The following is a 13706-nucleotide window of genomic DNA, read 5'->3' as shown; positions in this document are numbered from 1 at the left end:
CAAATACGCGCCCGCTCTGTACATTGTCCCGCCGACCAAGTATGTGCACGCTTGAAGAAGAGGCCTGCGACGTGCGGGCCACGATGATCCGTGCCTCCTGGCGCGTGAAGAATTCCGAAAGACAAGACATGACCGAATTCGAAGGCATCGTTCCTGCGATTGCCCAGGCTTTGGCAAAGCGTGGTTACGAAACGCTGACGCCGGTACAAAAGTCGATGCTCGATCCCAACCTTGCTGGCAAGGACGCATTGGTTTCGGCCCAGACCGGCTCCGGCAAGACGGTTGCCTTCGGCTTGGCGCTGGCCCCGACCCTGCTGGAAGGCGCCGAGCGCTTCGGCCGCGCCGGCACGCCGCTGGCTCTGGCGATCGCGCCGACCCGCGAACTGGCGTTGCAGGTGCAGCGCGAGCTGGAATGGCTCTATGAGCTGACCGGCGCCACCATCGTCTCCTGCGTCGGCGGCATGGACATGCGCACCGAGAAGCGGGCTCTGGAGCGCGGCGCGCATATCGTCGTGGGAACGCCTGGCCGCCTTTGCGACCATATCCGCCGCAACTCGCTCGATATTTCCAAGCTGAAGGCCGTCGTGCTGGACGAGGCCGACGAGATGCTTGATCTCGGCTTCCGCGAGGACCTCGAATTCATCCTCGAGACATCGCCGGCTGAGCGGCGGACGCTGATGTTTTCGGCGACGGTGCCGCGCTCGATCGCCAAGCTTGCCGAAAACTACCAGCGGGATGCTGTCCGCATTGCCAGCGCCACAGAAGCCAAGCAGCATGTCGATATCGACTATCGCGCGCTGACGGTCGTGCCGAGCGACAGGGAAAACGCCATCATCAACGTTCTGCGCTACTACGAAGCGCAGAACGCCATCGTCTTCTGCTCGACCCGCGCTGCAGTCAACCATCTGACGGCACGCTTCAACAATCGCGGTTTCTCCGTCGTTGCCCTCTCCGGCGAGCTTAGCCAGAGCGAGCGCACACATGCGCTCCAGGCCATGCGCGATGGTCGTGCCCGCGTCTGCATCGCCACCGACGTCGCCGCTCGCGGCATCGACTTGCCGGGCCTCGATCTGGTGATTCATGCCGATATACCGACCAATCCGGAAACGCTGCTGCATCGCAGCGGCCGCACCGGCCGTGCCGGTCGCAAAGGCGTCAGCGCCCTGATCGTGCCGCTCAGCGGCCGTCGCCGTACCGAACGCCTGCTGGAAGCCGCCCGCATTCGCGCCACCTGGGCAAAGCCGCCATCGGCCGATGAGGTCAGCCAGCGTGACGATGAGCGTCTTCTCGCCGATCCGATCTTCTCCGCACCGCTAGGTGAGGACGAACAGTCGCTGGTGCAGCAGCTGTTGCAGACCCATGGCGCCGAACAGGTCGCCGCCGCTTTCCTGCGTCAATACCGCGCCGGTCATTCCGCGCCGGAAGACCTGCAGGACACGCCAGCCGAAGGCGAGCGCAAGAAGCCTCGCCGCGACGATTTTCCTGTCACGCGGTATGATGAAGCGCCCGCCGGCGGTGGCCGCAACGATTTCACCGATGGTGTCTGGGTATCGCTCTCGGTCGGCCGCAAGCAGAATGCCGAGCCGCGCTGGCTGATCCCGATGCTGTGCCGCAACGGCAACCTCACCAAGCGCGACATCGGCGCGATCAAGATGCAGCCGGAAGAAACCTTCGTCGAGTTCTCCGCGGAAGGCGCCGAGCGCTTCCTGACGGCCATCGGTCCGGACAAGACCCTGGAGCGCGGCATCCGCGTCAAGCCGCTCGACGGCATCCCTGATTTTTCGCAGGCCAAGCGCGAGGGAGGCTACGGCAAAAAGCCTTTCGCCGAGAAGAGCGCTCGCCCCTACGACGACGGCAAGCCGAAATGGAAATCCGACCGCAAGCCGGAACGGGCGCAGGCAGGCGAGGGTGTTTCCGACAAGAAGCCCTGGGCCAAGAAGCCGGGCAAGCCGAACTTTGCCAAGAGCGATGCTGGTCCGCCGGCCGGCAAGCCGAATTCGCGGGCCAAGCGCAAGGCTGAGAAGGTTCGGGGGGAACAGTCTCGAACTGCTGAGCTCGCTGAGAGTGCAGCTTCCCCCTCTGTCACTTCGTGACATCTCCCCCACAAGGGGGGAGATGGTAACTCGCAGCGTCTTCTTGCCACAAGCAAACATCGCATCCGCAGAGACCAAAGCATGATCACTTGGTTAGGCGGTGCGACCTCCTCCCAATGATCTCCCCCCTTGTGGGGGAGATGTCACGTCAGTGACAGAGGGGGGTGACGCAGGCTCGGCATATCGAAACGCCGGATTTTGCCTCGAAAGCCCCTTATCGCAGCTGTAACCTAATTCACCCGCATCTTCGGCAATGAACTAATCGCGAAGGTCTCGCGCTCGGCATTTGCCTCAGCCACGCCGAGCGGCTTCGATCGCCCCGACGTCGATTTTCTTCATGGTCAACATCGCATCGAAAGCTCGCTTTGCTTGATCACCGCCTGCCGCCAGCGCTTCGGTCATCACGCGCGGTGTGATCTGCCAGGAGATGCCCCATTTGTCCTCGCACCAGCCACAAGCCTTTTCCCGGCCGCCGTTGTCGACAATGGCGTTCCAGTAGCGGTCGGTCTCTTCCTGGTCGTCGGTTGCGATTTGAAATGAGAAGGCTTCGCTGTGCTTGATTGCGGGACCGCCATTGAGGCCTATGCAAGCAATGCCCGCAACGGTGAATTCAACAACCAACACTTCTCCCTGCTTGCCCTCAGGATAGTTTCCGGGTGCACGAATGACGGCGCCGACTGCGCTGTCGGGAAAGGTCTTGGTGTAGAAGTGGGCGGCGGCCTCGGCGTCTTTGTCATACCATACGCAGATCGTGTTCTTTGCCATGGGGTAATCCTCCTTTTGCTCCTGTGTCCCATTCCCTCCTGAAATGAAATAAGAGGCAAGCCGTCTTTCTCCAGCCCAATTAAGCTATTTTGCGCGCCTGAATGGTCGACATGTCCGCTTCGGGCATAAAATTGCCGTTGGTCGTATTTGCAGCAACCGTCAGCTAATTTCACAGACCAGAAATCAGTTCGCCAGCACCCGCGGCGACGGGAAGGTGACTTCCACCAAGGTCCCCTCGTTCGGCGAGGAATTGATCGCGAAGGTCGCGCGGTTGGCGTCGACCATGGCTTTGGTCAGCGGCAGGCCGAGGCCGGTGCCATCTCCGCGTTTGCGGGAGTTGGTCGAGACCTGGCGGAAGGGCTTCATTGCCTGTTCCAGCTCCGAGCGGGTCATGCCGACGCCCGTGTCGCGGATACGCATCACCACACTGCCATTGCCCTCATAGGAGGTGGAAACCACGATCTGCCCGCCAGACGGCGTGAAGCGGATGGCGTTCGACAGGATGTTGAGCGCGATCTGCTTGATCGAGCGCAGGTCGGCGACGACGTTTGGCACGGCTTGCGAGAGCGCGGTGCGAATGATGACGCGCTGACTGTTGGCCTGCGGCTGCACCAGCGACACGGCTTCGGCAATCGCCTCGTTAAGGCCGACGGAGGCAAATTCCAGGTCCATCTCGCCGGCTTCGATCTTGGAAATATCCAGGAGATCGTTGACGATATCGAGCACATGCCGGCCGGAGCGGCCGATGTCGGTCGCATATTCGATATAGCGCGAATGACCGATCGGCCCGAAACGCTCGCCGGCCATCATGTCGGAAAAGCCGATGATGGCGTTGAGCGGCGTGCGGATTTCATGGCTGACGCGGGCAAGGAAATCCGTCTTGTGGGCATTGGCGGTTTCTGCCGCGCGCTTGGCGTTTCGCAGCTCTTCCTCGGTGCGCTTCCATTGCGTGATGTCGCGAATGACGGCGCAATAGCCGTTGGAGGAGTTGAGCCGCCCCATGGTCATGAACAGTGGCACGAAGCCGCCCGACGCTTCGCGGCCCATGACCTCGCGGCCGTCGTTCAGCACGCTCGCCACGCCATGGCCTGAGAGCCCGCTGAGATAATCGAGCACGGCCTTCTGGCTCTCATGCGCAAACAGCATGACGAAAGGTTTGCCGCGGGTTTCTTGGTCGTCAAAGTTGAAGAGGGCGCTTGCCGAGCGGTTCATCGAGCGGATGTCGCCGTCCTGGCCGATAATGACGACGCCATCCGTCGCCGTTTCCAGCGTCGACTGCAGTTCCTCGATTTCGACCTGCAGCTTGGCGAGCTTTTCGATCATGCGCTCCGGCCGCGCCTCTTCGGGCACGGGCTCGGACGATGCGGCTTCATTCTTTTCGAGCGGCATCAGCGCCAGCATCAAGGCGGTGCCGTCTTCCCAGCGGATCGATTGCAGCCGCGCGGTGACCGGCACCAGCGTGTCGTCGGCGCGCACCACCATCATCGTGCCCGGCTGCTCGGTCTTGCCCTCGAGGTCATGGCGCTGCAGCAGTGCATCCAGGCCGCCGACATGGTCGAGGTCGGTGAGGCTCTCATAGCCTGTCAGCCGCAGGAACTCCGGATTGCCATGGATCAACCGGTCGCCGGCATGAATGAGGATGGCGAGCGGCAGTTGGTCGACGATCTCGTCCGACAGGCCATTGCGCATTTTCACGCGCGACGGGATGGCGGTGTTCAAGACACCCAGCGCATCGAGATGCTCTTCCGGCTTGGAGATTTCTACGTCAGGGACGGTTTCCTCCGCCGGCTTTTCGGCCTCGGCCTGAGGTCCCAGCTTTTCTGGTTCGGATTGCGCGACGGCGTCGGTCTCTGGTGCTATTTCATCCTGCGGCCGGTCTTCGGCGATGTTGCCGTCGGTCGTACCGGACAGGATCTCGTCCGCCGCATTCGGCTTTGGAGCGGCTTCGGCATCGTCTTCCGGCTGCGCGCCCTCTTCTGGCGTCTCGGCGCGCTTGCCGAAAGGTTCGAGTTGGCGGGCGATCTCGCGGAAGGCCGCCTGTTCGCTCAGCGACAGGCCGCTCGGCATCGACGAACGTCGTTCGTGAAGCTGAATGATCTTGTCGGTTTCGCGCCGGTTCGGTGTTTCGGCAATCGTCAGCGCCGGCGGCTCTTCATTCGCGGGAGCAGGTTCCTTCGTTGCCTCAAGAGCCGTTTCTTCTCCTTCGGCAACATGTTCCTCCGCAGTGGACGAAAGCGTTTCCTGGGCAATTACCGGAGCCGTTGCATCCGTCTCCGTCTCGGGCGCAGCTGGTTCTTCCGTCGCGTCTGGTGTCGGAGCGGCCTGATCATCTTCCACGCCCAGCCTCAATCCCAGCTTCATCCGATCTTCGATGGCGTCGGAAAGGCGAACGACGCCGAAGCCCCTGAAGCCGTCGAAGTCGCGGTTGCGCGTATAGGTCGGCAAGGCGGCGAGGTCGACCGGCACCATCAGGCTGGTGTTTTCCACCGGCCAGTAGATCGTCCGGCCCGACCATGTGTCGCGCCGCGCCAGAAGCTCGGCGATCTTGCCGTCCGGATCGAGATTGAAATGCGCGGCGACATCGGTAAAGGCCGTACCCGTCACCTTGGCCGCATGCGGGCCGACAGCATCGGCGAATTCTCGCGAAACCTCGCTGAAGCGACCTTCGGCGTCGATCTTCCAGACGAAGCGGGTAGCGCGGCCGCTGCGCTTGAAGGTGAATTCTCCCGGCTGGCCGTCCGCGACTGCATCGTCTTCGGGAACAGCCGGCTCGGGGCTGACGTCCTCATGCTCCACCGGACTTTCGACGGCGGCTGGTGCAACGATGTCATCGGCTTCATCCGTCAGTTCGTCGGCATATGCAGCCGCGTCGATCTGTTCCTCACTTGCGCCGTCCATCGTGGTCAGTTGGCCGAGATCTTCGCTCGCGGCATCGGATTGTGCGGGGATCGCCTCATGGATGGCGACGTCGTCTTCCGGCGTGTCTTCGACTTCCTCGATATCCGCCACGGCGTCGAGAACGTCGGCAGAAGGAGAGGCGGCTGTCGCGACAGGGACACTGTCGGGAGCAGGTGTCGTCGGCTCAACCGCTACGACCTCGAGCTCCTTGCGCGCTTCTTCCACCTCCGGTTCGACCTTGACGATTGCGGCCGGCGCGGCGGTTACGCCGAGGCTTTCCGTTGGGTCGAGATGGCCAAGCACGGTTTCGACGACGAAGAGCAGGTGCAAAGCAGGGACTTCCGACAGCTTGCCGACGGCGGCGGGCAGATAGCCGCGGCCGGTCGGGATCGGCCGCTTGATCAACCGTTCGGGCAGCGCGCCCGCCATGGTCGTCAGCATTCTCGCGGTCTGTGGTGTCACGCCAAGCGCGCCGAAGCCTCTGGAAGCGGCGATGACATCGCCGTCACGGCCGATCACGGCCATATGCGTGTCGGGATCGTCGAAACCATCGATCATCCGTCTGGCGCTTTCGGTCGCTGCCAGTGGCTTGGCGGAGACCGGCGATGAAAACAGGATCGCCTCTTCGCCCGCCTGGACGCGAATGATTTCGACGGCGGCGTTGACGACGGCGCGCTGGAAGCCGGAGGCCATGCGGATCAGGAAAGTGCGCTGATCGCCGACGGCGCCGAGCCCGCGTGCTGTTGCCTCGATCTGGCGGAAGGAAACGTCGCCGGCTTTCGGCCCCTGATCGAGAAAGTCATAAATGATGTCATAGCCAAAGAGATTGGCCCCGGCGCCGTTGGCCCAGAGAACGCGATCCATGCCTGCCGAAAACATCACCATCGCCTCGCCGCGCGCAAAGCGTTCCCGAACGCGGGGGTGCACGGCAATGTCAATGAATGGATACTGGACTGCGGGCATGTTCCAACCTGCTTTGCGGGCGTGACCGCCTCTCTTGCTTTAAGGCTTTATTAATAACTGCACCCCGGTTTCAGGTCCAGCGAACCGCCAGTTTTTCGGCTGGCAGGGTTAACGCGTTGTGCGGCGCACAAATATGTTGCGCTGCACAATAATCTATATTATATAAGCCTCACTCACATTCACGAAGGGCGCTCGGAGGAGGGCCCAAACTAGGAGCGTTATCATGGCTACTGTAAAGAAAGACGACGTTTTTTCAACGGCTGCATTCGACCCTTCCAAGCTCTCCGAATCCTTCCGCGACTTCGCGGAAAAGGGCGCGGCGCAGTCCAAGGAAGCCTTCGCCAAGATGAAGACGGCCGCTGAAGAAGCCGGCAAGACCGTTGAAGCCACCGTGCAGACCGCTCAGGCTGGCTCCGTCGAGATCGGCCTCAAGGCCATCGACGCGCTGCGCACCAATGCCGAGAGCTCGCTGGCGCACATGGAAGCCCTGCTTCGCGTCAAGTCTGTCGCCGAACTCTTCGAACTGCAGACCTCCTTCATCCGCAAGCAGGCTGAAGTGACCGTCGAGCAGGCCAAGTCCATTCAGGAAACCACCAAGCAGGTTGCTGAAAAGCTGGCAAAGCCGGCCAAGGATGCAGCCGAAAAGGCCATGTCCTCCTTCAAGGTAGCTTGATCTCCCAAAAGCCTCCCAAGGCCATGGCGTCCCGTTTTCAGGTGAAAGCTCTGAAGGCGGGACGCTTCTGATTCAGGGCGTATCGCAGCCTTTGTGCCTTCATCCGAAGGCGCGACGTCCCGAGAACTGGGTATCATGCCCAGCTTTTTCATATTGCGGGGAGATAGGACTTGAAATAATTTCAAACTCCTCGTATGTCACCCCCGTTCGCGGCGACGCGAGCATGTGCGGTTGTAGCTCAGTTGGTTAGAGCGCAGGTTTGTGGCACCTGAGGTCGGAGGTTCGAGACCCCCCAACCGTACCATTCCCACTCTTTTATAGATTTGACATCATAGCTCTCCCGGCACGGGCCGTGGGCTATTTCTTGTCTTCGGGCTTCTTCACGACATGCCCCGGCGAGATCGGATCGCTTGCGGGTGCGGCGGAGGCAAGCGAAAGCTGTTACCGCTGGTGCTTAATCCTGTGCACGAGATCTTCAATGGTTGTCCGTGCATCGCCCTCATGTGCGGCGAGGAGCGATTCTATTGGGTCGAGTTCCGGCTCTTCGTTGCTACTGTGGCTTCGGCACTCATTGGACGCACATCTCCATTCCGCCGATGCATGGCGGTTCTCATCATCAAATTGTCGGTAAACTCAGGCTGGCGCAGCTCGCGTTTGTTTGGGAAGTGTTTTCATTTTGAGGAGGAGTCAAGTGGGAGCTTTTCCGGCGCCAAAAGCACTCTTGAAATCACAACCAATGGTATGCCAAGGATAGCTAAGCAGCAAGAGCCGGGGCGGATCGATTGATGAACGATGCAACAAGAGCGAAAGCAATGCGCTGGTTTGCTAAAATCGGAATTGCTGTGCTGTCGATCTGGGGCTTACTTCTGTTCTTCAGCTTTATTGGAAGAGGTTTTGGATATGGCTTCGTGCCATCTACGGACTGGGCCGCTGCGACGAGTTCGTTTCGTGTTGCCATCGGCCTCGTCTCAGCGGCTCTAGTGTTTTACGCTGTTCTAAGGGGTATGGCCGACAGCAACGAAGGGGAACTGAAAAAGATAGGCGCGGTTTTGATTGCGCCCTTTATGGGTTACTTTTTTGGCAGCATCCCCGCCGTTGCCGGTGCTCCAATGATCCTTGCCCTAGTCGCAGGCCACCATGTCGAGCTTCCATATAAGGTTGCTCAGGCTGATGGGAGAAGCCACAAGGGATGCAGTTCGCCGGTGGAACTCCGAGATTTGCCATTCCTCTTCGACAGCCTTTGCGGTGTTTCCGATAACCTTAGGCAAACTCTTAAGCCAGGTATGCGGATTGCCGTGGAAGGTCGCGGCACCAGCTTGGGTGTTTATGTCAGCGATTTTCACTACGTCGGGCCATGAACTTGGATGCTCCGGCGAAAGTGCGATTGAGGATGCGAGCTGCCGTTAGCTTCTTAAAGGCCGCCCTTGCGCTTGCCATAGCCTTCATGATCCTGATGCTTCTGATCCTGATTGCGGTGGCGTTTCTGGCGTTGCTCGTCACTGCGCAGTGGGTCTGCCCTTTTGCTCAATGCAGTGGAGAAGCAACAGATCTCTGGGCCTTTGCAGCCTTCTCCAGCATCGTCGGCATTCCGACGATTCTACTTTTGTTTTTGATGATTTACTACGGCCGGCGCCGCTGATCCTCGGATCGCGATCCTCTAGTCCCTTCCACGAGCGCGATATGCTTGCCGGCTTCTCACCAACTGACGGGGCGATAGGCTCGAACAACGCGATGAACCGATGTCGAATAACGCACCATAAATTCGGCCGAAAGCATACCTAAGAATTTGTTTTTGGAAGAGGCTGCGAACACCCCAATCGTGCCATTCCCACCCTTTCATGGATCATACATCATAGCTCTCCCGGCACGGGCCGTGGGCTATTTCTTGTCTTCGGGCTTCTTCACGACATGCCCCGGCGAGATCGGATCGCTTGCGGGAAAGGTTTCCTCAAGCGCCTCTTCGAGATAGTCGTCCTGCTCCTTGTGCTCTTTCTCGGCTTGCTTCGGGTTCTTTTTCTCAGCCATCATCCTTACTCCCTAAAGTGTTCTTTAGATAACTAGACCATGGGAAGCCCTTGTCCAGCGCGACCTCATCTGAGTTCTGTGTGGGCGCTTCTCGGCTCCCCACCAGAGATGTTCCTAGAATGTAATCCGGGACACGATCGTCGCACGGCCGCGCGGTTGTATTCTGGGAGTTTCGGGAGGAACTCTGAATGTCGTTCTGGCAGCGGGTTTTGCGGCGCCGGGGATGGCTCTTTCGACGGCGGCGATATCCTCTGGCTTGACTTTGGAGGCGCTGCACGCACCCGGCTTGTTCCAGAGTTTCTCGGCAATGCTGCTGCCCACCGCCGCAGTGATGGCGGTCCCGGCCACATCGTTCCGTTGAACCTTGTTTGCTTTCACCATCCCCTGGATGGCCTCGCCGAGTATCCTGGCGGAATCCTCGAACGACACGTTGCGCAACTGATCGAACCTCTTGTCCTTCTCGCCATCGACGATGCAGTGGTGCGCCGTGAACATCCAGTCGTGGATCATATAGGCTGGCGCATAACCCCACGGTGACAATCCTTTGAAGACCTGCGCGATCTTCGGAATAGAACCGCCGTCCGTGTACATCAGGCCGGGCTGGATTTCGGCGCCGGGCAGGGAGCGGTCAGCTCGGCGGAACGTCAGGGGATCGGCGGGATCGGGAACGAAGACGAACTTGCCGTCTCCGCTGGAATCGCCTTCGCCAACCCACATCACGAACAGGCTGCCGGTCAGCGTCGCCGGAGCAAGTTGTGAAAAGTCGACAGTCGTGCATGCGCTGAGACCAACGGCAAGCACCGTGAAGAATATCCCGCCTTTCAACATCAAGCGCCCCCTCGGAATCTGCTCGGATGAAATGAAAGTGTGCCGCTCTACTTATGCACGAGCTGGCCATATGCGCAAATAAAACCGAAGGTCTTCCAGGGCAGCGACACATTGCCGGCTTCGGTCGTGGTTTCCGAGGGCGGACCTGTGAGACTTCCCATGGAACCCTGCCTGCTCCCGACCGTTAGCCAGTATCAGCAACGAGACGGAAGGAACTGGCATGTCCGTGCCACGCGAGCCGATTCCCGAGACGCCACCGATGCCTGATCCCGGTTGGATACCCAAGCCGCCGATAGAGGAGCCGGATCCCGACAGCTTGCCGGATGAAATTCCCGTTCCCAATCCCGATGAGAACGAAGAGCCGCCGAAGCATGCATAAGGCCGGGGCAGCGTTACAAAAACATCCGCCGTTCCTCGCTCACCAGTTCCTGCAGAAAATCCGCGACGGTGCGCACCCGCACGAGATCGCGGGCGCTCTCGTGATAAGTGGTCCAGTAGGCACGCTTGATCGAGATATCGGGCAGAATGCGGGTCAGCTCCGGGTATTGTCGGGCGATATAGTCATGCAGAATGCCGATGCCGGCGCCGGAGCGCACGGCTTCAGTCTGGCCGATGGAGGTGGAGATTTCGAAGGACGCATCCCAGCTGCGCATGATCTCGCCGGAGAAGTTCAGTGAGGCGGTAAAGAGCAGGTCTTCGACATAGCCGATGCGCGGATGCAGCTTCAGCGCTTCGACGCCGTCGGGCAGGCCGGCCTTGTCGAGATAGGCTTTCGAGGCATAGAGGCCGAGCGTGTAGTCCGTCAGCTTGGAAGAGACCAGCCGGCCCTGTTCGGGCCGCTCCAGCGTAATGGCGATATCGGCCTCGCGCTGCGACAGCGAGAAGGAGCGGGGCACCGGCACGAGCTGAATGCGCAGTTCCGGATAGCGTGCAATCAGCCGCCCCAGGCGCGGCGCGAGAAACGAAACGCCGAAGCCATCCGGCGCGCCGATGCGCACCGTGCCGGTGATGGCGGTGTCGAGGTGGCCAATGCTTGCCTGGGCGCGCAGCATCTCGGTTTCCATACGTTCGGCCGCATGCAGGAAGATTTCACCCTCGGCCGTCAGCTCGCAGCCATTGGTGCGGCGCACCAGCAGCCGGGTTTTCAGCCGCTCCTCCAGCGTCGTCACCCGCCGCGACAGGGTCGCATGGTTGACCCCAAGCCGCTTCGAGGCCGCCAGGATCTGCCCTGTACGGGCCACGGCGAGGAACATGCGGACGTCATCCCAATCCATATGCACACCCCGGACTTCAATTTTTGCACAACGGTTGCTTATAACAGCTCATTGATTTGTGCAAATTGAAGTGCGATCCTACGATCATCCAAGAAAACGAGGAGGCACATCCATGCATGAGATTGGTCATTTTATCGGCGGCAAGCACGTCGCCGGCACCAGCGGACGCACAGCCAACGTCTATAATCCGGCAACCGGCGAAGTCCAGTCGACGGTGGCACTCGCCAGCGTCGAGGAAATCCGCGCCGCCGTCGAAAACGCCAAGGCAGCACAGCCGAAGTGGGCCGCCACCAATCCACAGCGCCGCGCCCGCGTCTTCTTCAAGTTCGTCGAGTTGCTGAACAAGCATATGGACGAGCTGGCGACTATGCTCTCCAAGGAGCACGGCAAGACGGTTGAAGACTCCAAGGGCGATGTCATTCGCGGCCTGGAAGTCTGCGAATTCGTCTGCGGCATTCCGCATCTCGCCAAGGGTGAGTTCACCGAAGGCGCCGGCCCGGCGATCGACATGTATTCCATCCGCCAGCCGGTCGGCATCGGCGCCGGCATCACGCCGTTCAACTTCCCGGGCATGATCCCGATGTGGATGTTCGCGCCGGCTATCGCCTGCGGCAACGCCTTCATCCTGAAGCCGTCCGAGCGCGATCCATCCCTGCCGATCCGCCTTGCCGAACTGATGATCGAAGCCGGCCTGCCGGCGGGCATCCTCAATGTCGTCAACGGCGACAAGGCTGCGGTCGACGCCATCCTGACGGATCCGGATATCGGCGCCGTCTCCTTCGTCGGCTCGACGCCGATCGCCCGCTATGTCTATGGCACGGCAGCTGCTAACGGCAAGCGCGCACAGTGCTTCGGCGGCGCCAAGAACCACATGATCATCATGCCGGACGCCGATCTGGACCAGGCCGTCAACGCCCTGATGGGTGCTGGCTACGGCTCGGCCGGCGAGCGCTGCATGGCGATCTCCGTCGCGGTTCCCGTCGGCGAAGACACGGCCAATCGCCTGGTCGAAAAGCTGATACCGAAGATCGAGTCGCTGCGCATCGGCCCTTACACCGACGACAAGGCCGACATGGGTCCGGTCATCACCAAGGATGCCTATAACCGTATCAACGGTCTGATCGATCGCGGTGTCGAAGAGGGCGCCAAGCTCCTCGTCGATGGTCGCGGCTTCAAGCTGCAGGGCTATGAGGACGGCTATTTCGTCGGCGGCAGCCTGTTCGACAACGTCACGGCGGATATGGATATCTACAAGGCCGAGATTTTCGGACCGGTTCTCTCGGTCGTCCGCGCCAAGAACTATGAAGACGCGCTCGATCTGCCGATGAAGCACGAATATGGCAACGGCGTTGCCATCTACACCCGCGACGGCGACGCAGCCCGCGACTTCGCCTCACGCATCAACATCGGCATGATCGGCATCAACGTTCCGATCCCGGTTCCGCTCGCCTATCATTCCTTCGGCGGCTGGAAGGCCTCGAGCTTCGGCGACCTCAACCAGCATGGCACGGACTCGATTAAGTTCTGGACCCGCACCAAGACGATCACCGCCCGCTGGCCGTCCGGCATCAAGGACGGCGCTGAATTCGTCATGCCGACGATGAAGTGATCTGCGTCGATCTCTCTTGAAATCCGCCGCCGCCCGATGTTGAGTTGGGCGGCGGTTTTTTATTGCGGTAGTTTTCTGCTTCGTCATCTTGTCGGAGATCCTGTTTTGCTTTAGAACAAAACAAGAACAATTGGAGGATGTCGCAATGCCTGCGACCTATCAGATCGACTATCTCGAATTCCCGTCGACCGATGCGTTGAAGACCCGCCGTTTTTTCGCGGAGGCTTTCGACTGGAGCTTCGTCAGCTACGGACCGACCTATCACGTCATCGAGGCAGCCGGGATCGACGCCGGGATCGATGGCGATGCGGGGAAGGCCGCCGGCGCCCCGCTGCCGGTCGTGCGGGCCACCGATCTGGAAGCGGCGCAGCGTGCGGTCGAGCTTGCCGGCGGTGTGGTGACCCGCCCCGCCTTCGATTTTCCGGGCGGCCGCCGTTTTCATTTCCGCGAGCCGGGCGGTTGCGAGATGGCGGTCTGGGTTTCGGTGCCGTGAGGCCGGCACTCCCCGAAAAGTATGGGTTATGTCGCCGGCGGCAGCGGTCGTTCATGAAGTTGCTGTGAAAGCACCGGAACGCAAG

Annotated in this window: 12 protein-coding genes and 1 tRNA gene; 8 read left to right on the top strand and 5 right to left on the bottom strand. The window is 60.6% G+C overall.

Annotated features, from left to right (window positions below; all coding sequences use genetic code 11):
* Positions 1-128 precede the first annotated feature (128 nt).
* Complete coding sequence (locus AB6803_RS21390; protein WP_371110768.1) at positions 129-2093, top strand: DEAD/DEAH box helicase; 1965 nt, start codon at positions 129-131, stop codon at positions 2091-2093.
* 291 nt (positions 2094-2384) lie between these two features.
* On the opposite strand, the gene AB6803_RS21385 is transcribed toward AB6803_RS21390, so the two are convergent.
* Together AB6803_RS21385 and AB6803_RS21380 are read right to left on the bottom strand one after the other, a co-directional pair.
* Positions 2385-2858 carry a VOC family protein gene (locus AB6803_RS21385; RefSeq protein ID WP_371110767.1) on the bottom strand — a complete coding sequence of 158 codons (474 nt, stop codon included), beginning with the start codon at positions 2856-2858 and terminating at the stop codon, positions 2385-2387.
* A gap of 183 nt (positions 2859-3041) precedes the next feature.
* A complete protein-coding gene (locus tag AB6803_RS21380) occupies positions 3042-6719 on the bottom strand; it encodes an ATP-binding protein (RefSeq protein ID WP_371110766.1) in 3678 nt (1225 codons plus the stop codon).
* A 223-nt stretch (positions 6720-6942) separates the two neighbouring features.
* On the opposite strand from AB6803_RS21380, the gene AB6803_RS21375 reads away from it, so the two are divergent.
* The 4 genes from AB6803_RS21375 to AB6803_RS21360 all read left to right on the top strand — a co-directional run bounded on the left by AB6803_RS21375 (position 6943) and on the right by AB6803_RS21360 (position 9031).
* Positions 6943-7392: a phasin gene (locus AB6803_RS21375; RefSeq protein ID WP_368511667.1), complete on the top strand. Its 450-nt coding sequence runs from the start codon at positions 6943-6945 to the stop codon at positions 7390-7392.
* A gap of 227 nt (positions 7393-7619) precedes the next feature.
* A tRNA-His gene (locus tag AB6803_RS21370) sits at positions 7620-7696 on the top strand.
* 481 nt (positions 7697-8177) lie between these two features.
* On the top strand, positions 8178-8750 hold the full coding sequence (locus AB6803_RS21365) for a hypothetical protein (RefSeq protein ID WP_371110765.1): 573 nt from the start codon (positions 8178-8180) through the stop codon (positions 8748-8750).
* A gap of 32 nt (positions 8751-8782) precedes the next feature.
* A complete protein-coding gene (locus AB6803_RS21360) occupies positions 8783-9031 on the top strand; it encodes a hypothetical protein (protein ID WP_371110764.1) in 249 nt (82 codons plus the stop codon).
* Positions 9032-9270: 239 nt separating this feature from the next.
* On the opposite strand, the gene AB6803_RS21355 is transcribed toward AB6803_RS21360, so the two are convergent.
* Positions 9271-9420 (bottom strand): hypothetical protein, encoded by a 150-nt coding sequence (locus AB6803_RS21355; protein WP_371110763.1) that lies wholly within the window; start codon positions 9418-9420, stop codon positions 9271-9273.
* Between the two features lie 111 nt (positions 9421-9531).
* Entirely contained in the window at positions 9532-10245 is a 714-nt protein-coding gene (locus tag AB6803_RS21350; protein WP_371110762.1) for a hypothetical protein, read from the bottom strand.
* Between the two features lie 220 nt (positions 10246-10465).
* On the opposite strand from AB6803_RS21350, the gene AB6803_RS21345 reads away from it, so the two are divergent.
* Positions 10466-10624 carry a hypothetical protein gene (locus tag AB6803_RS21345; RefSeq protein ID WP_165586811.1) on the top strand — a complete coding sequence of 53 codons (159 nt, stop codon included), beginning with the start codon at positions 10466-10468 and terminating at the stop codon, positions 10622-10624.
* Between the two features lie 13 nt (positions 10625-10637).
* Here AB6803_RS21345 and AB6803_RS21340 read toward each other — a convergent pair whose 3' ends face one another.
* Positions 10638-11519 (bottom strand): LysR family transcriptional regulator, encoded by an 882-nt coding sequence (locus tag AB6803_RS21340; protein ID WP_371110761.1) that lies wholly within the window; start codon positions 11517-11519, stop codon positions 10638-10640.
* Positions 11520-11631: 112 nt separating this feature from the next.
* On the opposite strand from AB6803_RS21340, the gene AB6803_RS21335 reads away from it, so the two are divergent.
* Both AB6803_RS21335 and AB6803_RS21330 read left to right on the top strand, forming a co-directional pair.
* On the top strand, positions 11632-13128 hold the full coding sequence (locus AB6803_RS21335) for a CoA-acylating methylmalonate-semialdehyde dehydrogenase (RefSeq protein WP_174050442.1): 1497 nt from the start codon (positions 11632-11634) through the stop codon (positions 13126-13128).
* 145 nt (positions 13129-13273) lie between these two features.
* Entirely contained in the window at positions 13274-13621 is a 348-nt protein-coding gene (locus AB6803_RS21330; protein ID WP_371110760.1) for a VOC family protein, read from the top strand.
* The last annotated feature ends 85 nt before the right edge of the window (positions 13622-13706 follow it).

Source organism: Rhizobium sp. RCC_161_2, assembly GCF_041355235.1.
Lineage (GTDB): Bacteria > Pseudomonadota > Alphaproteobacteria > Rhizobiales > Rhizobiaceae > Rhizobium.
The sequence above is the reverse complement of the archived record's forward strand: the minus strand, read 5'-3'. Positions and strand labels throughout refer to the sequence as shown.

Excerpts from the sequence above, each read along its gene's own strand:
- AB6803_RS21365 (WP_371110765.1), top strand. The coding sequence starts at position 8,178 with ATGAACGATGCAACAAGAGCGAAAGCAATGCGCTGGTTTGCTAAAATC.
- AB6803_RS21385 (WP_371110767.1), bottom strand. The coding sequence starts at position 2,858 with ATGGCAAAGAACACGATCTGCGTATGGTATGACAAAGACGCCGAGGCC.
- AB6803_RS21375 (WP_368511667.1), top strand. The coding sequence starts at position 6,943 with ATGGCTACTGTAAAGAAAGACGACGTTTTTTCAACGGCTGCATTCGAC.
- AB6803_RS21340 (WP_371110761.1), bottom strand. The coding sequence starts at position 11,519 with ATGGATTGGGATGACGTCCGCATGTTCCTCGCCGTGGCCCGTACAGGG.
- AB6803_RS21345 (WP_165586811.1), top strand. The coding sequence starts at position 10,466 with ATGTCCGTGCCACGCGAGCCGATTCCCGAGACGCCACCGATGCCTGAT.
- AB6803_RS21350 (WP_371110762.1), bottom strand. The coding sequence starts at position 10,245 with ATGTTGAAAGGCGGGATATTCTTCACGGTGCTTGCCGTTGGTCTCAGC.
- AB6803_RS21380 (WP_371110766.1), bottom strand. The coding sequence starts at position 6,719 with ATGCCCGCAGTCCAGTATCCATTCATTGACATTGCCGTGCACCCCCGC.
- AB6803_RS21355 (WP_371110763.1), bottom strand. The coding sequence starts at position 9,420 with ATGATGGCTGAGAAAAAGAACCCGAAGCAAGCCGAGAAAGAGCACAAG.
- AB6803_RS21335 (WP_174050442.1), top strand. The coding sequence starts at position 11,632 with ATGCATGAGATTGGTCATTTTATCGGCGGCAAGCACGTCGCCGGCACC.
- AB6803_RS21360 (WP_371110764.1), top strand. The coding sequence starts at position 8,783 with ATGCGAGCTGCCGTTAGCTTCTTAAAGGCCGCCCTTGCGCTTGCCATA.
- AB6803_RS21390 (WP_371110768.1), top strand. The coding sequence starts at position 129 with ATGACCGAATTCGAAGGCATCGTTCCTGCGATTGCCCAGGCTTTGGCA.
- AB6803_RS21330 (WP_371110760.1), top strand. The coding sequence starts at position 13,274 with ATGCCTGCGACCTATCAGATCGACTATCTCGAATTCCCGTCGACCGAT.